The sequence below is a fragment of the Rhodococcus sp. 008 genome, from assembly GCF_001682295.1.
GTDB lineage: Bacteria > Actinomycetota > Actinomycetes > Mycobacteriales > Mycobacteriaceae > Rhodococcus_F > Rhodococcus_F qingshengii.
Genome location: NZ_CP012749.1, coordinates 264260 through 285881, shown reverse-complemented (window position 1 = coordinate 285881; position 21622 = coordinate 264260). Strand labels below are relative to the sequence as shown.

Sequence of the window (21622 nt, the reverse complement as noted above, 5' to 3'; positions counted from 1 at the left end):
CTGCGAAATCGTTATCGAGCGAGCACCATTTACCCATGACGACGCCGAATCGTTCATCCAGACGAAAAGTGTCCGTTGTCGGTGCGGGAAGCGTCGGCACCGCAATTGCGTATGCGTGCCTGATACGCGGATCGGCCGACGCGCTCGCCCTCTACGACACCAACAGCGCAAAGGTCCGGGCCGAAGTTCTCGATCTCAACCACGGCACCCAGTTCACACCGCCGTGCACTGTCGACGGAGGCGATGACATCTCGGTCACCGCGGGATCCGACTTGGTCGTCGTCACCGCGGGCGCCAAACAGCATCCCGGTCAGTCGCGGCTCGAACTTGCCGCGGTGAACGTCAAGATCGCGCAGACACTGACCGAACAACTGTTGGCGGTGTCACCGGACGCGGTCCTTCTCTTCGTCACCAACCCGGTCGACGTGGCGACCTACGCAGCGATCCAGGCCGCGGGACCGTCGTACCGCGGCCGAATTTTCGGATCTGGGACCGTGCTGGACACGGCCCGATTGCGATTCCTGCTGGCTACCGAACTCGGAGTCGCGGTGGAGAACGTTCATGCCTTCATCGTGGGCGAGCACGGGGATTCCGAGATTCCGCTCTGGTCGAGCGCAACCATCGGCGGAGTGCCGGCAACCTCGTTCGTGGGACCGTCGGGTGGCGTCCTCGGCCCCGACCTACGCGCGAAAGTAGCGAAGTCTGTAGTCGAGAGTGCTTACGAGATCATCGAGGGTAAGGGCGCGACCAACCTCGCCATCGGATTGTCGAGCGCATTCATCGCGGAAGTCGTGTTGCGGGACGAACAACGGGTTCTGCCGGTATCGACTTTGCAGAGCGGCGTCCACGGACTCGAGCACGTTTGCCTGTCCCTTCCCACGATGGTTGGTCGCGCTGGTGCCGGCCGAGTCCTCGAAGTACCGCTATCGGAAAAGGAGGCTTCGGGGCTCCGATCTTCTGCCCGGACATTGCGAGAGGTGCAGGAATCTCTGGGATTGTGAATATCTGTTCTCCTCGATATCCGACATATAGGATCAACAAATGATCAGCTTCCTGATTCGCGCCGCGATCTTCCTGGGTTCTGCCGCTGTCGGGCTTCTTGTTGCGTCGTTGATTCTTTCGGGCTTCTCGGCGCCCACATCCGGATTCATCGTTGCGGTCGTGATCTTTGCGATTGCGCAGTCGGTCCTGGCGCCGTTCATCGCCACGGTGGCAAAGCGCCATGCACCGGCATTTCTCGGCGGAATCGGATTGGTGTCGACATTTGTCGCGCTGTTGGTGGCGTCGCTCTTCTCCAATCTGTCGATCTCCGGTGTCTCGACGTGGATTCTGGGAACCGTCGTCGTGTGGCTGGTAACCGCCGTTGCGACGCTGGTTCTTCCGTTGTTGTTCGTGCGTAAGAAAGTTCAGGAGAAGAAGGCACAGTGACGCGCCCGAACATCGGTATGGACTACGCAGTCCTGGACTGCCCGGATCCGGCTGCATTGGCCAACTTCTACGTCCAGGTCCTCGAGTGGAAAAGTGTTCGCGACGAGGATGATTGGCACGTGATCGAAGGACCCGGCGGGGAGCGGCTCGCGTTTCAGCTCGCTCCGGATTTTGTTCCGGTGGACTGGCCGACCTCCGGTGTCGGGATCCATCTGGATCTGTTCGTGGATTCTCTCGACCCCGCCGAGGCTTGGGTGACGAACCTTGGAGCGCAGCGGGTGACCGACATTCCGGAGCATCAGACTTTCCGCGTGTACCGCGACCCGGTCGGTCACTATTTCTGCCTGTGCCTGCGGGACTGAGTGTCGACTCGCTCCGATCTCGTCGACCGTGGATAATTCCGAACACTTGTCACGCCCGAGAATTGGAGATCGACGATGGCTTCGCAGAATTCCAACGAATTCCTGGTAGAACGTACGAAGATCGTCAAGGCAGAAGCACCGGTCGTCTTCGCGTTGATCAACGATTTCCATCAGTGGACTCAGTGGTCGCCGTGGGAAGGTCTCGACCCGGCGATGCAGCGGACGTACGCGGGGCCTGACGCGGGCGTCGGGGCTTCGTACGCCTGGGCGGGAAACAAGAAGGCGGGCTCCGGTTCGATGGTGATCACCGAATCCGTCCCGAATGAACGAGTAGTTTTGGACCTGGCCTTCCTCAAGCCGTTCAAGGCGCAGAACGTCACCACGTTTCTCATCTCGCCGAATTCCGGTGAAGTTCAGGTGACGTGGAAGATGACCGGAAAGAAGAATCTGTTCTTCAAGATCTTCGGTTTCATCTTCAGCATGGACAAGCTTGTCGGAAAGGATTTCGAGAAGGGCCTGTCCCAGCTGAAAGCTGCTGCAGAAAAGAGCTGACAAGCCGGTGGTACCGTCTCCCGGTGTTACGGATGACGCCCACCGATGCCCAAACCTTCTGGATTTCGGAGAAGATCCCGAACGATCAGCTGCTGCTCTACTGTTTCGACGGGCAGAGCCAGCACATGGACGAGCTACGACGCTCGGTGGTCGAAAGAGCGTCGCTCATTCCGGATCTCAATGTTCGGATTCGTGAATCGCCGTGGCACCTCGACTATCCGGTGTGGGAGCCCATGCCGGTCGACGCCTCCTTGGTGAGAGTGCATGAGCTGCCCGAAAACTCGTGGCTCTCGTGCATTCACGGAATCGAGAAACTACTCGAGAACCACGTCGACCCGCGCGAGTCCCCGTGGACGCTGCACCTGTTTCACGGCGTCACCGGCGTGCCGCGCTGCAGTGGCCCGGCGCTGATCGCAGTTCTGCAGGTCGCTCATTCTCTGGCGGACGGCAAACGCGCGTCGGCGATTGCTCGCCAACTGTTCTCGCCGCAACCGCCCGCGAAGCAGAAGACGGACGTGCGGCGTAGCGGATCAGCCGAGATTCTGGGCCGCGCCGCCCTGCGCCTTCCGGGCCAACTCGTTTCGCTGTTCCGCGACGGCCGGGCGGGGCACCGCGCGCAGTTACAGCTGCAGGCGGACACCGAATCGGGAGTTGTTGCGCCGCAGGCGGCGAGCCGTCCGAAGGTGCGCTCGAACATCCCTCCCGGACCGCACCGACTGGTGCGCATGGTCGTGCGGGACAGCGCCGATTTCCGTGGCGACGGCGTATCCGTCACAGTCGGAGCGATGACAGCCATCTCGGTAGCGATGGCGAACTACCTCACCGAGCGAGACGGCTCGGTACCGCCCGAATTGGGAGCTGAGGTGACCATCGCCAAGGCAGGTACACCCACGGCGCGCAATCACTTCCGCAATGCAGGTGTCGGGCTGTTCCCGGAAGTCGATGATCTTCGTGAGCGAGCCCAATTGATCAGGGAGTCGATGGACGAGCGTCGCGCACGTGCGTCCCATCCATCCAGCGCAGCGTCGGATCTCGCGCTGAACGCGGTTCCCGGCCCGCTGGTCCGTTGGGGCGTGCAGCAATACGATTTCACGGCAGTACCCGACGAGGTCACTGGAAACACCGTGGTGTCGAGTGTCGCGCGCGGTGACGCGGATCTGGTGCTCGGAGGCGGCGTCGTTCGGTTCACAGCGGGCTTCCCGAGTTTGTCGCCGGTCATGTCGTTGACCCACGGCGTACACGGGATCGGGGACACTGTGACGATCAGCATCACCAGCAGTCCGGCCTCGATTCCGGACATCGATGTGTACGAGCAGATGATGCACGACGCGATCGACGAGGTGCGCGAAGCGCTGTCGTGACGGCCTGATGTACTGGCTGCATGGGATTCACGCGCGCCGAACTGGAATCGTTCCGAGACGCCGAGATCGAGGATCTGATCGGGCCGGATTGCCGGCTGTTGTTCGTCGGTATCAATCCGGGACTGTGGACGGCGGCGACCGGCGCGCATTTCGCCAGACCGGGTAATCGGTTCTATCCGGCACTGCTGCGGGCAGGCATAATCGAGCATGCGATCGATCCTTCCGCGGGTATGTCGGACGCTGACACACAGCATCTGATCGATCGGGGAGTGGGCATCACCAATTTGGCGGTGCGGGCAACTGCGCGCGCCGATGAATTGACGTCGGAGGAACTCGCAACTGGCGGAGTTCGGGTCCGAAACATCGTGCGCGCAACCAATCCAGTAGTCGTTGCCTTCGCCGGAATCACCGCCTATCGAACAGCTTTCGGTGACAAGAAGGCGAAGGCCGGGCGTCAGGACCGTGATTTCGAGGGGGCAAAACTGTGGATCGTGCCCAATCCCAGTGGTCTCAACGCACACGAGACGGTGGACACCTTGGCAGCGAAATATCGTTCCGCCGCATCCGAAGCCGGAATTCTCTGAGAGAAGTCGCAGTTCCGTTCGGCCAGAACAAGGTACAAGTTAAAGTGCTTGTATGTCTGTTCTATACAACGTCTTTGTAGTGATTCACCTACTCGGCATGGCTGCCCTGGTCGGTAGCTACTTCACCGTCCTCAAGGCTCCTTCGATCACCGAGGTCATGGTGTGGGGTGCCAGGATGCAGTTCGTGTCCGGCCTGATCATCGTCGGGTTGGGCGAAGGCGCCCTGGACAAGAACTACATTCACGCGAAGATCGCTGTGAAGCTGGTGCTTTCGCTGGTCATCGTGGCGCTTGCCGAGATCACCCGGGCGAAGCAGAAGAAGGGCCAGCCCAATCCGAATCTGGTACACGTCGTCGGCGGGTTGTCGATCGTGACCGTATTCGTGGCCGCGCTCTGGACCTGACAAAGACACAAAAGAGCCCCGGCGATCGAAACTCGCCGGGGCTCTTTGCTGTTGACGTGTCTACAGACCCGGGCGCTTGCCGATCGTCAGGGTCACTTCACCGGTGTGCGCAAAGAAGTCGTTGCCCTTGTCGTCGACGACGATGAAGGCGGGGAAGTCCTCGACGTCGATCTTCCAGACGGCTTCCATTCCCAGTTCGGCGTACTCGAGGATGTCGACCTTCTTGATGCAGTCGAGCGCCAGGCGAGCGGCCGGTCCACCGATCGACCCGAGGTAGAAACCGCCGTGCGAGTTGCAGGCGTCGGTGACCTGCTTGGAGCGGTTTCCCTTGGCCAGCATGATCATCGAGCCACCGGCGGCCTGGAACTGCTCGACGTACGAGTCCATACGGCCGGCCGTGGTCGGGCCGAACGAACCGGACGCCATGCCGTCGGGCGTCTTGGCGGGGCCGGCGTAGTACACCGGGTGATCCTTGAGGTACTGCGGCATCTCTTCGCCTGCGTCGAGGCGTTCCTTGATCTTGGCGTGCGCGATGTCGCGTGCCACGACGAGCGGACCGGTCAAGGAGAGACGAGTCTTCACCGGGTGCTTGGAGAGCTCGGCGAGGATCTCCGACATCGGCTTGGTCAGATCGATCTTGACCGCAGCGCCCTTGCCGGTACCCGAAATGCCATCCGTCTCTTCGTCGAGCTGAGCGTCCGTGACCTCGGGCAGGAAACGGCCCGGGTTGAATTCGAGCTGTTCCAGGAACACGCCCTCCGGGGTGATCTTGGCCTTCGCCTGTCGATCTGCCGAGCAGGACACCGCAATGGCGACGGGCAACGAAGCGCCGTGGCGGGGGAGTCGGACGACGCGGACGTCGTGGCAGAAGTACTTGCCGCCGAACTGTGCTCCGATACCGATCTTCTGCGTCAGCTCGAAAACCTTCTTCTCGAGCTCGTGATCGCGGAAGCCGCGACCCGTGATGGCGCCTTCGGTGGGCAATTCGTCGAGATAGTGCGCCGACGCGTACTTCGCCGTCTTCATCGCGAACTCGGCCGAAGTACCGCCGACGACGATTGCAAGGTGGTAGGGCGGGCAGGCTGCGGTGCCGAGTGAGCGGATCTTCGCCTCGAGGAACTGCATCATCGAGTCGGGATTGAGGATCGCTTTGGTTTCCTGGTACAGGTAGGACTTGTTGGCGCTTCCGCCGCCCTTGGCCATGAAGAGGAACTTGTACGAGTTCTCATGTCCGGCAGCAGTATCGGCGTACAGCTCGATCTGCGCGGGCAAGTTGTTGCCGGTGTTCTTCTCGTCCCACATCGTGATGGGGGCGTTCTGCGAGTAGCGCAGGTTCAGACGCGTGTAGGCGTCGTAGACACCGCGGGCAATGGACTTCTCGTCGTCGCCGGGGGTGAGCACATGCTGTCCACGCTTGCCCATGACGATGGCGGTTCCGGTGTCCTGGCACATCGGCAGAACGCCGGCAGCGGCGATATTGGCGTTCTTGAGCAGATCGAGCGCGACGAACTTGTCGTTGTTCGACGCTTCGGGATCGTCGAGGATGCTCGCGAGCTGCGTCAGGTGATCCGTGCGCAGGTAATGAGAGATGTCGTGCAGCGCCGTTTCGGTCAGCAAGCGCATCGCTTCTGGCTCGACCTGCAGGAAGGTGCGGCCGTCCGGTCCCTCGACTGTCGACACCCCTTCGGTGGTGAGCAATCGGTACTCGGTGGTGTCATCACCGATCGGCAACAGGTCCTCATAGAGGAAGTCGGCCATCATCTCTCCTGAACAAGGGTGCGTGCGAAGGTCGCATTCAGGTTATCGTTGGGGGTTTCCTTCTCCGAATCGGGGCGGGTGTGAGCTGGAATTATCCGGATGCCACTGGCTCGATCAAGATACTTCGACCAGTTCGGAGAGCTCGACGCCGCGAAATTCGGCAAGTATTTCGGCCTGCTCGGCCACTGCTGCGCGGGCCGATCGTGACCACGTTCCCCACGGGGTGATCGCGACCTTCAGCGTCTTTCCGGATGCTCGTGGTCGCCACAATCCGGTGATCGTGCCACCGACTACCACCGTGCCCGGTCGCCCGAGGGTCGGCCACACCGTCTTCTGGGCGGTCGGATCGGGAACCAGGGTCTCCCGATCCTTGAGCTGTACATACGGATCGAAAGGCCCGAGCAAGCGCGTATTTGAATCGGTGGGGGAGCCGAACAAGTCTTCGCGGTCCTGTTCGAGAATCCACCGCTTCTCGCCGTTCACCTCGATCTCCTCGGCATCGATTGGCCAGTGGGCTTTGACGTCCCTGACCGGAGCATCGAGAAACGACGCGACGTGAGCAGGTGTCGCGGGGCCGTAGAACCGCAGATAACCCCGGATCACGTCGAAGCGGGAATCTGCGTCTGCGCCCGTGGCGCTGAATGGGCGTCGGCGCCAACCCGGAATGCGTTCGAGCACTGGGGGAGATGTGTCCGGCTGTAGCTCGAGGCCTGCCTGGAGTGCCGCGAGCCGGAACGGCATCTCGTACAGATGAGTGGCGTTGCACGGGCGGCAGAATCTCAGATAGGGCTCGGTCACTCGGTTGGTCAACTGCGCGGACATCTCGCCCTTGACGGTTGGTTTCGAGACGATGTCCCGCATCGCAGCAGCAACTGTTTGCAGGGCAGTCAGCGTCGGGATGCCGGCGGCCTTCAGGGGCCGATTCGCGTCGTAAATGCGCTTGGCTGCATCGGCTTCGCTGAACGGCGACGTGGCGGCGGCGACGGCAGGCAGGTCGCCCCGACGGTAATAGTGGGGGGCTCCGCGCAACGTCCAGGCAAGAGCGAGCTCAGTGGCGTCGACGCGGACGCCGCGGATCCGCAGGGCCCAGGCGGCTCCGTCAGGTCCGGTGTTCTGAATCCCGAGATCGAGAATGCTGCAATCGCTGTGATCGGCGTCACCGACAACCGCTCGGTCGAGTTGATGGCGGTGCCACCGGAAATTAGCTACCTGCGTGAGTGAGGTTGCGCTAGACATGATTTCAGTTTACTGGTGGGTAACCGCAGGATTTGGGGCGGTTGATCAATGCGGCGACAGAATTGGTCAAATTCGACCGATTGGCCGGAATTTTTTCAGTAGCAGACCTTATTAGTCGAAATAATGACCCCATTGTCGGAATCCTTTGCCAACTGGTCGTTCGTATGATTACTGTTACCCACGTCACGGATACATTACAGATGTGACGCAGCTGTCACAGCACTGTCGGGTGCTTTTGGCAGCTGACCTCTGACCTCTCAAGGAGATTCACATGGGTTCAATGGAAGGAATTCTCGGCGCTGTTGTTCAGGGCCTGGGATCACTGTTCAGCGCTGACGGTCTGCTCAAGACCTTCATGGGATCGGTAGAGACCATCTCCAAGGACCCCACCCCCTAATTCAGCGCGACATTGCCACGCCCGCTCCGGGTGTAGTTACTTCAATTTCGACAAACTGCAGGAGGAAACTCATGGGATCTCTCGGTGAAGCCATCGGAAGCGTCAACAACCTCGGTCAGCGTCTCGTCGACGCACTGACCACGCTCAGCGGCGGCACGGTTACGCCCAAGTAAGCGTCGTCTGACGAGAAAGGCTCACGCACTCGGTGCGTGAGCCTTTCCGTGTCGACCGGATCGAGTATTTCCGATCACGTGGGTTTGCCTGTTTCAGGCGGTACCGTTCGAAAGGTTCCGCTGCCGAAGAGAGTGACCCGGATGATCGAGACTCGTGCGTTACGAACGGTTTTCCGTGTCTTCGTGGCGTTGGCCACGGCAGTGTGTGGGCTCCAGCTCCTCACCGCACCGGGTCACGCTCAGTCGGCGGACAGCAGGCTGGTCGACATCTCGGTGTACTCACAGTCGATGGGGCGCGACATTCCGTTGCAGGTCTTGCGGCCGGCTGATACTTCGACGCCTGCTCCGACGCTCTACCTACTCAACGGAGTAGACGGAGGAAAAGACGACGCGACGTGGTCGGTGCGGACCGACGCACCGAAGTTCTTCGCGGACAAGCACGTCAACGTGGTCACGCCTCTCGGTGGAGCATTCAGCTATTACACCGATTGGGAGCGGCCGGACCCCGGCCTCGCGAAATCCGGCAACAACAACGGGGTCAACATGTGGACCACGTTCCTGACGGAAGAACTACCGCCAGTCATTGATTCAATGTTCGCGACGACCGGCGAGAACGCACTGGCAGGCCTGTCGATGGCAGGCACGTCGGTACTGGATCTGGCTATGGCGGCGCCCGCGCTGTACAACAGTGTCGGGTCCTTCAGCGGGTGCGCGATGACGAGTCCGGGCATCGGGCAGAACTTCGTGAAACTCGTGGTTGCCGTGGGTGGGGGTGACGCGGAAAAAATGTGGGGTCCGTACGATGGTCCGGGTTGGCCGGCTCACGATCCGGTTGTCAACGCGGACAAGCTACCTCGAGTCCCTATGTACATCACAACAGCAACCGGAATTCCGGGTCCGTACGACACACTTGCCGATCCGCGGATCGACAACGACGTCACAGATTTGGCGTTGCAACTTGTTCTCGGTGGCGGAATCGAGGCGGCAACTCACTACTGCACCACCCAGCTTGCGGACAGGACGAACGCATTGGGTATGAACAACATTCGCTACAACTTCAAGCCGGCAGGAACGCATTCATGAGGATACTGGGAAGACGACTTACACGACTCGTGGCCGATGATCGCCGCGTCGCTCGGCGTGTGAGGCCCCATCGAGCAAGCCTTCGAAGCGTCGTTCTCGTCGGCGCGCTCGCCTTGATTTCACTACTTGCGTTGCCCTCGACCGCGCTCGCCGACGAGACCCCGAAGATAACGAGTGTCACCGAACTGTCTTCGCGCTTGGTTCTTCTCGACGTCGCGAGTCCCGCCATGGGGCGCACCATGCAGGTGAAAGTGCTGCTTCCTGCCGACCGCTCGGAACCGCGCGGGACGCTGTATCTCCTGGACGGCAATTCCGGGCAGATCGAAGAGAACAACTGGCTGGCTCCGGCTAACGGCGATATCGTCCCGTTCTTTGCCGACAAAAACGTGAACGTCGTACTCCCCATCGGTGGAACCGGCACCATGTACACCGATTGGCAGGAAGACCACCCGAAATTCGGTCGTCTGAAGTGGGAGACATTCCTGACGAAAGAGCTTCCCCCACTGATCGACACGAGGTTCGCCACCAACGGGCACAACGCAATCGGCGGGATCTCGATGGGTGCAGAAGCCGCGCTGATTCTGGCCCAACGCTCGGCCGGGTTGTACGACGTGGTCGCGGGCTACAGCGGCTGCTACACAACCGTCGGAGGATTCGGCAAGGCGTTGACCGATCTTGTGGTGATCAACGGAAATGCCCGTTCGGAGCAGATGTGGGGTCCGGCCGGCAGTGAGGCTTGGCAAGAGCACGACATTTTCGCCAATGCCGACAAGCTGCGCGGCACCAAGGTGTATCTCGCCTCGGGATCGGGACTACCAGGTCCGCACGAAACTCTCGATACTCCTGCCCTGGGCCGGGTATTGGTCGTCGGCGGGGTCATGGAACTGGGATCGAACCTGTGCACCGACCAGATCACTCAGGTGTTGCGTGATCGCGGAGTCGATGTCACCCGCAGCGCTCAACCGGTGGGGACGCACGGTTGGCCGTACTGGCGCGACGAACTCGTTCGCTCCTGGCCGATGTTTGACTCTGCGTTGTCGGCTTGAGTAATTCCTTGCGATGAGTTTCCGGTTCGGGCCGGGTCTATAACCCTGTACACCTGTTTCGTAACCTCTCCGACAAGGACAGAACATGCCTTCCATCACTCCCTGTTTGTGGTTCGACAACCAAGCAGAAGAAGCAGCCAACTTCTACATCTCGGTGTTCGGTTCCGGGCAGATCCTGGGAATCGAAAGATACGTCGAGGGATCGCCTTCCGGAATGCCGGCGGGATCGGTGATGACCGTCAGCTTCGAGCTCGACGGTCAGCGATTCACCGGATTGAACGGCGGACCGATGTTCACGTTCTCGGAAGCAGTGTCTTTCGAGATTCCGTGCGTCGATCAGGCTGAGGTCGATCATTACTGGTCCAGGCTGACCGAGGGTGGCGAAGAGGGCCCGTGCGGATGGGCCAAGGACAAGTTCGGATTGTCCTGGCAGGTAGTCCCGAATCGCCTTCTCGAACTGATGAAGGATCCGGATCGGGCCAAGGCGCAACGCGCCACGGACGCGATGATGAAGATGAAGAAGATCGATATCGCGGAGCTCGAACGGGCCGCAGACGCGTCCTGAACACGATCTGGCCGATGGGCGACAGCCTTCGTTAGCTGATGCTAGCCTTCCCTAATTCTCGCTGGAGCGTTGGAGGAGTGCTGGTAACCATGCGAATCAAAGTCTCTCGAATGAAGATTGCAGTCACCGCCTTGGCCGCCTCGCTCGCCGTCGCCGGACTTGCCGGCTGCAGCAGCGACAGCGCTGACGCACCCGCGGAGGCGGGAGCAACCGTCTCGACCATGTTCGGCACTCGCTCTGGGCACTCAACCAGTGGGCGTCGCGGACTGGATGGCGTTCGGCGGCAAGGGCGTCGGACCGTGGATTGCGGACGAGTTCGCCACCGACCCGAAGATCCTCGGAACGATGGACTTGAGCGTCGAAGACGTCATCGCGCTCGAACCGGACCTCATTCTGTGGACGCGAAGCGACAACACGCAGGCCACCTACGACAAGCTCAGTGCCATCGCACCGACGGTCGGGCCGCCGCCGGGTCTCGCCACGGCCTACGGGACGACGGTCGAGCAGCAGACCGAACTCGTCGCCAAGGCACTCGGCAAAGAATCGGAAGGCAAGGCGCTACTCGACGGCCTCGACGCCAAGTTCGAGGCCGCGATTGCCGCCAATCCGAACTTCGCGGGCAAGACCGCGGCGGTCGGCGCCTACAGTTCCGACGGCTACGGCGCCTACGTACCCGGCGACGCACGCGCAGACTTCATGACCCGCCTCGGCTTCACGATCCCGACGGCGATCACCGAAAAAGCCACCGGAAACTTCTACATCCCGGTCGCCAACGAGAACCTGAACCTGTTCGACGCGGATCTCACGGTGCTGTTTCCGATCTTCCTCGACAGCAGTGCGTTTGCGAACGATCCGCTACTGCGCGCAATCCCGTCGGCTCAGGAGGGACATCTGTTGATCCTCGATGACCCGGCACTCGTCAATGCGTTCTCGAGTGGCTCGGTACCGGGGTTGACCTACGCAATCGACAACGCCGTTCCGAAGTTTGCGAGCACGCTCGGCGCCTGATCAGAGCTGTTTCGGGACCTGCCCGTCACTGTGAGCGTGTTCGCAAACAGTGGCGGGCAGTTCTCGTGCGCCGGTACACTGGACAAAGTGAACTTTCAGCTAACGAGCGGCGGCCCAGTGGAGATCGGTCCATTGGAGATCGAAGCGACCGCTCCTCGTTTTCCGCGGATGCATGCATACGTGGATATCGCTGTTGTGATCGTGGTGCTGGTGGGAACCAATCTGATCGCGCATTTCACCACCGCCTGGGCAAGCATCGCGACGGTACCCATCTCTGCTCTCGTCCTGTTGGCGCTCACCAAGCGCCGGGGAATGGGGTGGGCGGAATTGGGGCTGTCCCCTCGTGACCTGCGGCGAGGTTCGAAGTACGCGCTTGCTGCCGTCGGCCTGGTCCTGACGGTTGTCGCCGTCGGCGCTCTGCTTCCGCTCACACGTCCTTTCTTCATGGCGGATCGCTACGCCACTATTTCCGGCGCGATCGTCGCGTCGATGATCGTGATCCCGCTGCAGACCGTCATTCCCGAAGAGTTGGCTTTCCGTGGCGTCCTGCACGGCACGTTGAACCGGGTCAGTGGATTCCGCGGCGTCGCCGCTGCCGGTTCTCTGATGTTCGGACTGTGGCACATCGCGTCGTCGATGGGTTTGACCAGCGGTAACGAAGGGCTGTCCGGCTTTCTCGGTACCGGAGTCGTCGGCCAGGTCGCCGGCATCCTCGGAGCCGTTCTCGCCACCGCTGCGGCCGGTCTCGTATTCACCTGGCTTCGTCATCGCAGCGGCAGCCTCATTGCGCCGATTGCTCTGCATTGGTCGTTGAACGGTGCCGGTGCGCTGGCTGCGGCTCTTGTTTGGCATGCAACTCTTGCTTGATCCCGATATCTGACAAAAAGGACAGCATTCGCCGCGCGACGCCGGGTAGTTTTGTGCTTTGCTCAGTAAGTGACGCACCTTCATCGAGGCCATGTCTTCCACATCTCCGGTCGTCCGACGGTAGAGGATGCGGCGCAGTCGCTCGTCTCGATCCCCGACGGCGTCTTGGCGATCGACGATGCCGGAACGATCGTCTACTGCGGAGAATTCGGATCACTCCCGAGCGGTCTCGAAGGCGCTGAAACCCACGACCACCGACCGGGTTTCCTGCTGCCCGGATTCGTCGATGCACACATTCATTTCCTACGCCGGCGACGCATACGGCGGCGGCCAACTCCTCGAGTGGCTCGACCTGTGCGTCTTTCCCTCCGAATCGAGATTCGCTGATCCGGAGTTTGCCCAGCACGCTGCCGAGGCCTTCTGCGCTCGCCGAATCGCCACGGGAACCACGGCCGCGATGGTGTTCGGATCGGCCTTCCCGCACGCGCAGGACGCCCTGTTCTCGGAAACTCTGAAACGCGGCCTTCGGGTGGTCAGCGGACGTGGGATTCAGACCACCGGCCCGGCCTCCGCCGCCGCGCTGATCACCTCGGAAGAGGACGCGATCAGACTCACCCGCGAGGAGATCGACAAGTGGCACGCGGCCGACACCGGCGACGTGAACACTGCGCTCGTTCACGTCGCAGTGGTTCCCCGCTTTTCTCTCGCGGTGACAACACGGACGCTGAAGGATTTGGGGGAGTTGTACGACTCCGTCCGTGACCGGGGCGTCTACTTCCACAGTCATCTCAACGAGAACAATCGGCCCGGAACCGGCGAGGTGGCGACCACACTCGCCGAGTACGAGGTCGAGACCTATCTCGACACGTACGACGGCAAGTTCCTCCCCGGCTCACAGGTCGGCGGAAAGAGCTTCCTGGGTCCACGCGCGATACTCGCGCACTCGGTGCACTGCCAGGACTCCGAACTCGCACGAATGGCCGAGACCGGAACCTCGATCGCACATTGCCCTACTTCCCAGCAGTTTCTCGGCTCCGGCACCATGCCGTGGAAACGAACCGTTGCGTCAGGGGTCAACATCGCGATCGGATCGGACTTCGGTGGCGGCGACGAGTGCCTGCTCACCCGAGTCCTCGGCGACGCCTTCAAGGTTCACATCTCCGAAGCCGGCGACGACGGAGTGTCGATGCACCCTGCCGAACTGCTGTTCACCGGAACACTCGCCGGTGCTCGCGCGCTGGACATGGAGAACCGGATCGGCAACTTCGACGAGGGCAAAGAGGCCGACTTCCTGGTGATCGATCCGTCCGGGTGGCCGCCGCTCGCCGGGCTCGTCAACTACGGAACGCGTTCGGATGATCCGATACTCGCCCGCGACCAGACGCTCTTCGGGCTCCTGATGGCGATGCGCGAGCCCGCGATTGCGCACGTGTACGTGCAAGGGCGCCGGATATCGGGCTGACGTGTCCGCAACTGCCATCACCGGGTACCACCGAACGAGTTCGGGATTCCGGGCGTGGGTCGAGCGTGCGGCCGAGACCGCCGGTCGATTCGACGGCTACCTGAGCTGTGGCATCAGTGATCAACCGGAACCGGTGTCGCACGGCGTGTCCGTCACTTTCGACAGTGCCGACGATCTTCATCGTTGGCTGGAGTCGACTGATCGCCGCGATCTCGAAAGATCAGCTGCTGCAACGGGAATTCTGGCGCAGACGAGTGATCTCGTTCTGATCGACGGCGTGCTGCCGCCGCCCGGTATCGGTGTGTACGACCACGCCGTCGTCGTGGGTAAGGAGAACGAGTTTCTGCGAACGCAACGACACCTCATCGATCTCAGTTCGCGATTCTCCGGCTACGAGTCGGTGATGTTGTTGCGGTCGGTCACCGACTCCACCCAGTGGAAGTCCGTCCTTCGGTTTCGGACAGAGCAGCAGTTGGCGGTGTGGATGGCGTCGCCCGAGAGGGCCGCAGCACTACCGAAACTGCGGGCCGAGTTGGCCGAGGACTTCACCGAGACCACGCGGTCGACACCGTTCGGCACCATTCTGCGCACGGAGAACGGGCAGACTCGCGCGACGCCGAATTGGAAGACGGCGATGATCATCCTGCTCGTCCTCTATCCGACGGTGATGACGCTGTCGAGGTTTCTCGGGCCGCTGCTCGACGGGATCGGAGCGCCGCCGTGGCTGTCGATGTGGTTGAGCCAGATAGTCAGCGTCGGCGCCATGACGTGGTTCCTGATGCCGACGGTCACCAGGTGGTTCCGCCACTGGCTCGACCCGGTCGACGGCGCCGTTCCCCGCACCAACTGACGCGGTGGCGCAGCGGTAATTGCGGTGTACGCAGTGACTCTGACGCTCTTTGCGTCGGTGAAGTGGCTGCAGTTCTGGGACTACTTCGACTGAATCCGGCCTCGGCGGAAGTAGGTGAGTGGCCCGAAGAAGTTGACGAAGATGATCGCCGCCCACTTCTTCTTGCTGCCGTTGACCGTATTGGCAGGGCGTCGCGCCAGGTCTGTCCACGCGGCGATCGCCAACAGGGACTGAATCGTTGCGAGCACGGCGACGACGCGGCGTTGCGCGGGTGACAGCTCACTCCAGGACTTCTTCTTTATGAGGTTCATGAACTCCACTGTGCCCTCGAACGTCCAATCGGTGTCGAGATCCGGTTGTTATCGGTGCCGGGAGTTCCTCAAATCAGTGTGAATAGCGTCACCATGACGACCGATAGGTACGGTCTCGCGGACCGTCGGGACGGTCGTGTTCGGCGTAAAGATCTCGCTAACTGAAGTTATGGCTGAAAAATTGCGCACACGCTCAGGATGCAATGTGCCCTGGATGGGGAGATTTGGCATCGATTCGCAAGTAAGAGACTTTGACGGCGAATCTCTCAGGGTGGGGAAGTCGAGCCCTCTGTTCTTGCCGCACCGGTACAGCGGTGATGCTGCACGATAACTGCTCTCGGCAACCATGTTCGAATTTTGTCAGGAATGCGCAATATGGTGACAAATTGTTCACCGTGACTGGTTGTTACCTGTGGATATCAGGTCAGTCGAGCGGGCCTGAAATGTAACGTCCCGGACACATTCGGTGTCGTAAAAGTAACGGAAGGGCTCTAGTGTTAGCCCCGGCAGCCAGCCAGTGGCCCGCCATCACGGACAGTTCATCACTGACAGGAGCAATATCAATGCCTACTATCGGTTTCGGCGACATCTCAGACTTCCTCGGCGCTTTCGCTGACCTCTTCGGATTCCTCGACTTCATCTCCGGAAGCGTTGAAGGCCTGTCGGCAGAGTAAGTCCCGCAGAGCAAGAAGTGCCCCCGAGCCTGTGGCGCGGGGGCACTTCTCTGTTTCGTCGAGCTGCGCGGTGGAGTGGGCACCGAGCCCATTTGTCGCAAATGTGGCTCATGTTGGCCAAGTGCATGGCGGGGATGATGTGACTGTGGTGGAATGCGAGCGAAAGAAGATAGCTTGCCTGCCCGCCACTTCGAGCGGGACACGCCGATGATCGGAGCTTTGTGCACGTCTCGCGAAGAAACCTCTTCAAGTACGCAGCGGCTGGATCGGCGGCTGCCGGACTCGCTGCATTGAGCGGTACGACGTCGGTGGCCAATGCCGGTTCGCTCGGGACCCTGCTCGATTACGCCGCCGGTGTGCCGTCCGCTCAGGCGATAAAGGCCGCCGGGTATGCGGGCGCCATTCGGTACGTCTCGGACAGGCGCCCGGGCGCCGATTGGATGGTCGGCAAGCCCGTACTGGCGCGGGAAACCGACGCGTTGACCGCGGCCGGACTTCAAGTCGTTTCTTGCTATCAATTCGGCAAGGGCGGAACGGCGGACTGGCGCGGGGCCCGCGAAGCGGGCAAGCGTCATGCTGCCCGTGGCCTCGAACTACATGCGGCGGCTGGTGGGCCGTCCGGTCGCCCGATCTACGCGTCGATCGACGACAACCCGACCAGTACTGAAATCACTACGCTGATCGCGCCGTACCTCGAGGGGTGGGCCTCGGTTGTCGGCAACGGAGCGCTCGGCGTCTACGGAAACACTCGCGTGATCGACGCAATGATCAGTGCCGGCGTCGGAACCTGGTTCTGGCAGCACAACTGGGGCTCGCCCGCAGGGTATGTGCACCCGCGGGCAAACCTGCATCAGTTCGAGATCGACAAGCGCAAGGTCGACGGCGTCGGCGTGGATCTGAACTCGATCCTCACTCGGGACTACGGGCAGTGGTCGTTGGCCGGTGCGGTCGGTCCGGCTCAGCCGGTCGGATCCTCGTTGCCGACAGGATCTATCGCACCATAGCGCCGAATTTGGCGAGCCAGGCCTTGGCGTCGTCGGGGAGGGTGCCCGCCGCTTCCGCGGCGAGGCACCATGCTTTTGCCATCGACAGGAAGTTCATCGGGTTGTAGGCGTCTTCCTCGCGAGACCACAGTCCGTTGCCGGCGTAATGCAGGATCGTGATGTTGGCGGCTCCGTGCTTGGATCCGTCACCCGGATCCTCCATCGGGTTGTCGATCTCGCACACGATCCATCCGCGCTGCTCGTCGATCACGAACCAGTTGGCCGGGAATTCGGTCATGCGGTGCCCCGGGAACTCCGTCATCGTGCGAGTGACCCACTTGCGTACGGCCTCTCGGCCATTGAGGGTGCCGAAAGCGTGTTCCACGTAGACGACGTCCTCGGTGAACATGTCCGCGAAGGCGTTCCAATCGCCGGAACGAGTGCACTCGACAACGGTGTTCTGGTAACCCGCGAAGGCGTCTTCGAGTTCGGTGCGTGTCCAGGTCATGAAAGGCTCCTCGGGTAGTCGTCGCCTCAAATTAGAACACGTTGCAGAATTGATTGTCGGCGATTCGATGGAGAAGAGTTCTGCGGTACCGTCGTTGGCGGGTCGGGGACCCGTTATGTGAGAGGGCACCACGTGGATATCATCATCAATTTCATCTACACACTTCTGTCGAAGTTGCAGACGGGCAGCATCGAAGGCTCTTCGGAGAAGTGAGTCCTCCGCCGGGTTGATTCCCTTACGAGACTTTCTGTTTGGGAATCAACCCGGCGAACACCATCGTCACGACGGCGGCGGCGATGGAGATCAGGAACGTGGCACGAAACGCCTCGAACGAGGGGATCACTGCGGTGCCGACGGTGATGGTCATTCCGGCCAGGACGACGCTCACGATCGCGGCAGACGTCGACGTGCCGATCGATCGCATCAGTGAGTTCAGTCCGTTCGCGGCTGCAGATTCCGTGATGGGGACTGCGCCCATGATCAAGGCCGGCATGGCCGAGTACGAGAGCCCGACGCCCGCTCCGATGAACATTCCGGCCACCGCGACCTGCCAGACGCTCGACACCGTGAAATATGCGAAGGCGTAACCCAATCCGATGACGAGGGCGCCGAGCATCAGCGTGATTCGTGGGCCACGCCACGCCGAAATTCGAGCGGAGACGGGCGAGAGCGCCATCATGACGAGTCCGCCGGGGGCCAGTGCGAGTCCCGCTGCAACCATGGACAGTCCGAGTCCGTAACCGGTGGACGTCGGTGCCATGAGCAGTTGGGGGAGCGTCAGAGAATTGCCGTACATGGCAAAACCGACGGCGATCGACGCGAAGTTGGTGAAGAGAACTTGCGGCCGGGCCGATACGCGGAGGTCCACCAGCGGTGCGTTGCGTCGAAGTTCCCACCATCCCCACATCAGGAAGCTGAGCGCGGAAACCGCAAGGAGCCCCAGGGTTTTCGCGTCGCTCCATCCCCAGGTTCCGCCCTTGGTGATGGGGAGTAACAGGGTGATCAGACCAACGGTGAGGCCGAGCGCACCGACGAAGTCGAAACGTCCCGGGCGTCGTACGGTCGATTCGGGAATGACGAACGCAACCAGTGCGATGCAGATCAGCCCGAACACTGCCGATGTGACGAAGAGGAAGTGCCAGTTGGCATTCTGGGCGATCACCGCGGCGATCGGCAGTCCGATCGCACCGCCGACGCCGAGGGTGGCGCTCATGACCGCCATCGCGCCGGCCACTTTCTTCGGTGGAAGAACGTCACGAATGATGGCTATGCCCAATGGAATTGCCCCGACCGATGCTCCTTGAAGTGCACGGCCGACAACGAGCACGATCAGTGATGGTGCGATCGCGCAGATGGCCGAGCCCAGAACGACCATCGCGAGACTGACCAGCAGCATTCGTTTCTTGCCGAACATGTCGCCGAGGCGCCCGCTGATCGGCGTGATCACCGCGGCGGCGAGGAGTGTTGCGGTGACCGCCCACGAGGTGTCGGCGGGAGTGGAGTTCAGCAGGTGCGGCAATTGCGGAATGATGGGGACTACCAGCGTCTGCATCAAGGCGACGACGATTCCGCACAGTCCTAGAACGGTGAGCACTGGACCCGAGGATGCGTAGTTCGTGTCGGGGATTTTCTCGTCGACATTGGACGACCCTGCGTGAACGGACATGCGGCTCCCGCCATGGCGTGTTCTGATTGGTGCGTTCGCCCCAGTGTGCACGCTACACATCGTGTGTAGTCTGCACAATATGAGGATGGACCGGGACCCTGATCTGGTGAATATCGAGTACGAGTTGACTCTGCTCTCGCGTTACCACGCGCTCGCACAACGGGCCGAACTTCATCTGGACCGGTCGGCGTATCTACTGCTCGGTCGACTGGAATTGCAACATCCCATGAGCCTCAAGGAGCTCTCCTGCGCTTTCTCGCTCGACATCTCCACCATCAACCGGCAGATCGGCGCGCTGAGGCGTCAGGGCTTGGTGGAGCGAGTGGAGGATCCGGACGGAGGGCTCGCGCGAAAGGTCCGGCCGACGGCGCAGGGGCTGTCGAAACTTCGTGCTGATCGCGAACATTCGACAGCCGGTGTCGAAAAGGTCCTCCGCGAGTGGACGCCGGAGCAGCGTCTCGCGCTCGGTGACCTACTGCGGCAATTCAATACCTCGGTCGAAGCGCTGGAAGGCCGCGAATGGCCGCGACCGAATCAGGTCTGAGAGTGCGAGACGGATCGTAGTGAGCGGTCCGGATCGCTCGAATCCGATTCCGGCGCAATGACAACAAGTTTCGGGTGTTCTTCGGGGGCTGCATGATTTCCACGCCAGGAGAGCAGTGACCAACGTGAGAGACCGGACAGCGCGGACCCGAGACTGGCGAACGAGCCCGAACTCAGGACCGACGCCGTAGACCCGATGCTTCCGATCGAAAGAAAAGAGCCGACGCTACCGATCGACAGGATCGAGTACGCCGATCCGATCGAGAGAATGGACCCCTCGGATCGGATGGACAGTATCGATCGCGTCGACTTGTGTGACCGTATCGACTGGTCTGGGCCGGATTTCTTCTCTGGACGACCGTGCGTGATGTCCACTCGTAGATGTCCCATCTATCGGGTCTATCACGGTGATCGGAGATGCAAAAGGGACCCACCGAAATTCGGTGGGTCCCTTTCACAAGACTTCGATCAAGCTACCGCGAACATGCCCACGGTCGGAAGGAAGCTGCAGGTGATGCGATCTGCGCCTTCCGGCTGGGTGGTCAGCGAACCGCTGATCACCGAGAGAACGCGTCCGGGGCCGGTATCGGCGATAGCCGACAGAGTGGCTGGGCCGTCCGGGTTGATGCGTGCGGCGTTGGTCAAGTTCTGGGTGGCGCTGCGCTGGTTGTCGATGTTGACCCAGGTGACGGTCATCGGCACCGGCTGGTCGTCGACGGCGGGAGCCGTACCGAGAGCGGTGAAGACGAATCCGGCCTGACCGGCAGCGGGACCGGGAGGAGGCAGGTGGGCCGGGCCGGGAACGGCAAGTGCAGTTCCGACCGAATCGGCGGTGGCCGAGATGCAGCCCTTGCCAAGCGTCGGGTAGAGGAACTGCGCGATGACGGGGGCGTTCTCGTCCGGGATCGCCGGTCCGCCGCCGCCGCTGCCGTCGAGGAAGGTGATGACCTTCTCGAGGGTGGCCTTGATCTCGGGCGGAATGCCGGGGGAGTTCAGGATCGCGCGAGCCTGGTCGAGCAACGCTTGCTGCGGTCCGCCTGCAACATCGGCCGGACCTGCGGCGGCGCCGATGATGGCGGGCGCAAACGATGCGAGGAACTCGATCGGCACACTTTCGGGTGCGGGCGGTGCTGCCGGATCGGCCATTGCCTGTGCCGGCAATGCCAGTCCTGCTACTGCGGCAATAGCGACGGCGGTGAACGCCTTTCGCATACCTCGGGTTCGAAGCACTGTTTCCCCATCCTTAGTCATACCGCGCGGGCGCCTAGGCGAGCTCCGCGTTTGACGGCTCGAGGGGTCACTCTATGTACAGAGCCCCCGGGTTGTACAGCTGTTCAGTTGCTGAGCAGCTACGCACCGGGGGGAGTCTATGGCATGACCGGCCTCGATCGTGATTTACGGCGACCATACCTGTGACTGAAGTGATCTATGTGAAAGTTGATGCAACTGTTACGTCAGATTGCGAGGTTTGTTCACTCGAAGATCAGTCGAAACGGACCGAATCGTCGACGAGTACGTCAATTCGACGGGCAAGGTCGAAGTCCAGTTCCGTGAGACCGCCCGCCGAGTGTGTCGAAAGCGTGTACGTGACCTTTCGCCAGCGAACGTCGATGTCGGGATGATGATCCGCGGCCTCGGCGACTGCCGCGATGCGTTGAAGAAGCGCGATGGCGTCCGGGAATGTCGCGGAGTCGACCGTGCGAGTGATCGACCCTGGCGACAGTTGCCAGGCGGGCAGTTCGTCGAGAGCGTTTTGGATCGCGGAGTCGGACAACAAAGTGGCCATACTCCATCATGGTGCG

At 61.4% G+C, this 21622-nt stretch carries 24 protein-coding genes and 1 pseudogene; 17 read left to right on the top strand and 8 right to left on the bottom strand.

Features of this window, described 5'->3' with window-relative positions; genetic code table 11:
* Nucleotides 1–35: 35 nt before the first annotated feature.
* The 7 genes from AOT96_RS01260 (at nucleotide 36) to AOT96_RS01230 (ending at nucleotide 4690) form a co-directional block, all read left to right on the top strand.
* The gene (locus tag AOT96_RS01260; protein ID WP_039972672.1) at nucleotides 36–1001 is read left to right on the top strand and encodes an L-lactate dehydrogenase; all 966 of its coding nucleotides are present in this window, start codon (nucleotides 36–38) and stop codon (nucleotides 999–1001) included.
* A 40-nt stretch (nucleotides 1002–1041) separates the two neighbouring features.
* Nucleotides 1042–1428, top strand: a complete 387-nt coding sequence (locus AOT96_RS01255) for a phage holin family protein (RefSeq protein ID WP_003945275.1) — start codon at nucleotides 1042–1044, stop codon at nucleotides 1426–1428.
* Nucleotides 1425–1790: a VOC family protein gene (locus AOT96_RS01250; RefSeq protein WP_007726323.1), complete on the top strand. Its 366-nt coding sequence runs from the start codon at nucleotides 1425–1427 to the stop codon at nucleotides 1788–1790. Before AOT96_RS01255 ends, AOT96_RS01250 begins: the two co-directional genes overlap by 4 nt.
* 75 nt (nucleotides 1791–1865) lie before the next feature.
* A complete protein-coding gene (locus tag AOT96_RS01245; RefSeq protein WP_030536240.1) occupies nucleotides 1866–2342 on the top strand; it encodes an SRPBCC family protein in 477 nt (158 codons plus the stop codon).
* Between the two features lie 32 nt (nucleotides 2343–2374).
* Entirely contained in the window at nucleotides 2375–3703 is a 1329-nt protein-coding gene (locus tag AOT96_RS01240; RefSeq protein ID WP_030536239.1) for a WS/DGAT domain-containing protein, read from the top strand.
* A gap of 20 nt (nucleotides 3704–3723) precedes the next feature.
* Entirely contained in the window at nucleotides 3724–4287 is a 564-nt protein-coding gene (locus tag AOT96_RS01235) for a mismatch-specific DNA-glycosylase (RefSeq protein ID WP_003945221.1), read from the top strand.
* Nucleotides 4288–4339: 52 nt separating this feature from the next.
* Nucleotides 4340–4690 (top strand): hypothetical protein, encoded by a 351-nt coding sequence (locus AOT96_RS01230; protein ID WP_003945214.1) that lies wholly within the window; start codon nucleotides 4340–4342, stop codon nucleotides 4688–4690.
* Between the two features lie 60 nt (nucleotides 4691–4750).
* Here AOT96_RS01230 and AOT96_RS01225 read toward each other — a convergent pair whose 3' ends face one another.
* Entirely contained in the window at nucleotides 4751–6448 is a 1698-nt protein-coding gene (locus tag AOT96_RS01225) for a fumarate hydratase (RefSeq protein ID WP_007726313.1), read from the bottom strand.
* A gap of 114 nt (nucleotides 6449–6562) precedes the next feature.
* Nucleotides 6563–7684 carry a winged helix DNA-binding domain-containing protein gene (locus AOT96_RS01220; RefSeq protein WP_007726312.1) on the bottom strand — a complete coding sequence of 374 codons (1122 nt, stop codon included), beginning with the start codon at nucleotides 7682–7684 and terminating at the stop codon, nucleotides 6563–6565.
* A gap of 271 nt (nucleotides 7685–7955) precedes the next feature.
* On the opposite strand from AOT96_RS01220, the gene AOT96_RS36295 reads away from it, so the two are divergent.
* The 8 genes and pseudogenes from AOT96_RS36295 (at nucleotide 7956) to AOT96_RS01185 (ending at nucleotide 15135) form a co-directional block, all read left to right on the top strand.
* A complete protein-coding gene (locus tag AOT96_RS36295) occupies nucleotides 7956–8081 on the top strand; it encodes a hypothetical protein (RefSeq protein ID WP_019744544.1) in 126 nt (41 codons plus the stop codon).
* A gap of 314 nt (nucleotides 8082–8395) precedes the next feature.
* The gene (locus AOT96_RS01215; RefSeq protein ID WP_442978599.1) at nucleotides 8396–9337 is read left to right on the top strand and encodes an alpha/beta hydrolase; all 942 of its coding nucleotides are present in this window, start codon (nucleotides 8396–8398) and stop codon (nucleotides 9335–9337) included.
* Nucleotides 9334–10383, top strand: a complete 1050-nt coding sequence (locus AOT96_RS01210; protein WP_442978598.1) for an alpha/beta hydrolase — start codon at nucleotides 9334–9336, stop codon at nucleotides 10381–10383. Before AOT96_RS01215 ends, AOT96_RS01210 begins: the two co-directional genes overlap by 4 nt.
* An 85-nt stretch (nucleotides 10384–10468) precedes the next feature.
* A complete protein-coding gene (locus tag AOT96_RS01205) occupies nucleotides 10469–10948 on the top strand; it encodes a VOC family protein (RefSeq protein ID WP_003945229.1) in 480 nt (159 codons plus the stop codon).
* Between the two features lie 252 nt (nucleotides 10949–11200).
* On the top strand, nucleotides 11201–11956 hold the full coding sequence (locus AOT96_RS01200; RefSeq protein WP_231917377.1) for an ABC transporter substrate-binding protein: 756 nt from the start codon (nucleotides 11201–11203) through the stop codon (nucleotides 11954–11956).
* Nucleotides 11957–12124: 168 nt separating this feature from the next.
* Nucleotides 12125–12823: a CPBP family intramembrane glutamic endopeptidase gene (locus tag AOT96_RS01195; protein WP_051720844.1), complete on the top strand. Its 699-nt coding sequence runs from the start codon at nucleotides 12125–12127 to the stop codon at nucleotides 12821–12823.
* Between the two features lie 69 nt (nucleotides 12824–12892).
* A pseudogene (locus AOT96_RS01190) lies at nucleotides 12893–14285 on the top strand (amidohydrolase family protein).
* A 1-nt stretch (nucleotide 14286) separates the two neighbouring features.
* Entirely contained in the window at nucleotides 14287–15135 is an 849-nt protein-coding gene (locus AOT96_RS01185) for an antibiotic biosynthesis monooxygenase (RefSeq protein ID WP_231917376.1), read from the top strand.
* 80 nt (nucleotides 15136–15215) lie between these two features.
* Here AOT96_RS01185 and AOT96_RS01180 read toward each other — a convergent pair whose 3' ends face one another.
* Nucleotides 15216–15446, bottom strand: a complete 231-nt coding sequence (locus AOT96_RS01180) for a PLDc N-terminal domain-containing protein (RefSeq protein WP_030536232.1) — start codon at nucleotides 15444–15446, stop codon at nucleotides 15216–15218.
* 895 nt (nucleotides 15447–16341) lie between these two features.
* Here AOT96_RS01180 and AOT96_RS01175 point away from each other — a divergent pair.
* Entirely contained in the window at nucleotides 16342–17124 is a 783-nt protein-coding gene (locus tag AOT96_RS01175; protein ID WP_042920828.1) for a DUF1906 domain-containing protein, read from the top strand.
* Here AOT96_RS01175 and AOT96_RS01170 read toward each other — a convergent pair.
* Both AOT96_RS01170 and AOT96_RS01165 read right to left on the bottom strand, forming a co-directional pair.
* Nucleotides 17111–17611, bottom strand: coding sequence for a nuclear transport factor 2 family protein (locus tag AOT96_RS01170; protein ID WP_042920826.1), 501 nt, complete (start codon nucleotides 17609–17611; stop codon nucleotides 17111–17113). The genes AOT96_RS01175 and AOT96_RS01170 overlap by 14 nt on opposite strands.
* A 235-nt stretch (nucleotides 17612–17846) precedes the next feature.
* Complete coding sequence (locus AOT96_RS01165) at nucleotides 17847–19277, bottom strand: MFS transporter (RefSeq protein ID WP_047270338.1); 1431 nt, start codon at nucleotides 19275–19277, stop codon at nucleotides 17847–17849.
* A gap of 85 nt (nucleotides 19278–19362) precedes the next feature.
* Between AOT96_RS01165 and AOT96_RS01160 the strand changes: the two genes are divergently transcribed.
* Nucleotides 19363–19821, top strand: coding sequence for a MarR family winged helix-turn-helix transcriptional regulator (locus AOT96_RS01160; protein WP_003945257.1), 459 nt, complete (start codon nucleotides 19363–19365; stop codon nucleotides 19819–19821).
* Here AOT96_RS01160 and AOT96_RS01155 read toward each other — a convergent pair.
* The 3 genes from AOT96_RS01155 to AOT96_RS01145 form a co-directional block, all read right to left on the bottom strand.
* Nucleotides 19812–20210 carry a hypothetical protein gene (locus AOT96_RS01155; RefSeq protein ID WP_042448789.1) on the bottom strand — a complete coding sequence of 133 codons (399 nt, stop codon included), beginning with the start codon at nucleotides 20208–20210 and terminating at the stop codon, nucleotides 19812–19814. The genes AOT96_RS01160 and AOT96_RS01155 overlap by 10 nt on opposite strands.
* Before the next feature lie 78 nt (nucleotides 20211–20288).
* Entirely contained in the window at nucleotides 20289–21032 is a 744-nt protein-coding gene (locus AOT96_RS01150; RefSeq protein ID WP_003945233.1) for an Rv1157c family protein, read from the bottom strand.
* A gap of 271 nt (nucleotides 21033–21303) precedes the next feature.
* Nucleotides 21304–21606: a 4a-hydroxytetrahydrobiopterin dehydratase gene (locus tag AOT96_RS01145; protein WP_003945236.1), complete on the bottom strand. Its 303-nt coding sequence runs from the start codon at nucleotides 21604–21606 to the stop codon at nucleotides 21304–21306.
* Between the last annotated feature and the right edge of the window lie 16 nt (nucleotides 21607–21622).

What these genes read in the sequence shown, in the direction of transcription:
- AOT96_RS01260 (WP_039972672.1), top strand. Translation starts at nt 36, where the DNA reads ATGACGACGCCGAATCGTTCATCCAGACGAAAAGTGTCCGTTGTCGGT.
- AOT96_RS01255 (WP_003945275.1), top strand. Translation starts at nt 1,042, where the DNA reads ATGATCAGCTTCCTGATTCGCGCCGCGATCTTCCTGGGTTCTGCCGCT.
- AOT96_RS01245 (WP_030536240.1), top strand. Translation starts at nt 1,866, where the DNA reads ATGGCTTCGCAGAATTCCAACGAATTCCTGGTAGAACGTACGAAGATC.
- AOT96_RS01240 (WP_030536239.1), top strand. Translation starts at nt 2,375, where the DNA reads ATGACGCCCACCGATGCCCAAACCTTCTGGATTTCGGAGAAGATCCCG.
- AOT96_RS01235 (WP_003945221.1), top strand. Translation starts at nt 3,724, where the DNA reads ATGGGATTCACGCGCGCCGAACTGGAATCGTTCCGAGACGCCGAGATC.
- AOT96_RS01230 (WP_003945214.1), top strand. Translation starts at nt 4,340, where the DNA reads ATGTCTGTTCTATACAACGTCTTTGTAGTGATTCACCTACTCGGCATG.
- AOT96_RS01225 (WP_007726313.1), bottom strand. Translation starts at nt 6,448, where the DNA reads ATGGCCGACTTCCTCTATGAGGACCTGTTGCCGATCGGTGATGACACC.
- AOT96_RS01220 (WP_007726312.1), bottom strand. Translation starts at nt 7,684, where the DNA reads ATGTCTAGCGCAACCTCACTCACGCAGGTAGCTAATTTCCGGTGGCAC.
- AOT96_RS36295 (WP_019744544.1), top strand. Translation starts at nt 7,956, where the DNA reads ATGGGTTCAATGGAAGGAATTCTCGGCGCTGTTGTTCAGGGCCTGGGA.
- AOT96_RS01215 (WP_442978599.1), top strand. Translation starts at nt 8,396, where the DNA reads ATGATCGAGACTCGTGCGTTACGAACGGTTTTCCGTGTCTTCGTGGCG.
- AOT96_RS01210 (WP_442978598.1), top strand. Translation starts at nt 9,334, where the DNA reads ATGAGGATACTGGGAAGACGACTTACACGACTCGTGGCCGATGATCGC.
- AOT96_RS01205 (WP_003945229.1), top strand. Translation starts at nt 10,469, where the DNA reads ATGCCTTCCATCACTCCCTGTTTGTGGTTCGACAACCAAGCAGAAGAA.
- AOT96_RS01195 (WP_051720844.1), top strand. Translation starts at nt 12,125, where the DNA reads ATGCATGCATACGTGGATATCGCTGTTGTGATCGTGGTGCTGGTGGGA.
- AOT96_RS01180 (WP_030536232.1), bottom strand. Translation starts at nt 15,446, where the DNA reads ATGAACCTCATAAAGAAGAAGTCCTGGAGTGAGCTGTCACCCGCGCAA.
- AOT96_RS01170 (WP_042920826.1), bottom strand. Translation starts at nt 17,611, where the DNA reads ATGACCTGGACACGCACCGAACTCGAAGACGCCTTCGCGGGTTACCAG.
- AOT96_RS01165 (WP_047270338.1), bottom strand. Translation starts at nt 19,277, where the DNA reads ATGTCCGTTCACGCAGGGTCGTCCAATGTCGACGAGAAAATCCCCGAC.
- AOT96_RS01160 (WP_003945257.1), top strand. Translation starts at nt 19,363, where the DNA reads ATGGACCGGGACCCTGATCTGGTGAATATCGAGTACGAGTTGACTCTG.
- AOT96_RS01155 (WP_042448789.1), bottom strand. Translation starts at nt 20,210, where the DNA reads ATGGGACATCTACGAGTGGACATCACGCACGGTCGTCCAGAGAAGAAA.
- AOT96_RS01150 (WP_003945233.1), bottom strand. Translation starts at nt 21,032, where the DNA reads ATGCGAAAGGCGTTCACCGCCGTCGCTATTGCCGCAGTAGCAGGACTG.
- AOT96_RS01145 (WP_003945236.1), bottom strand. Translation starts at nt 21,606, where the DNA reads ATGGCCACTTTGTTGTCCGACTCCGCGATCCAAAACGCTCTCGACGAA.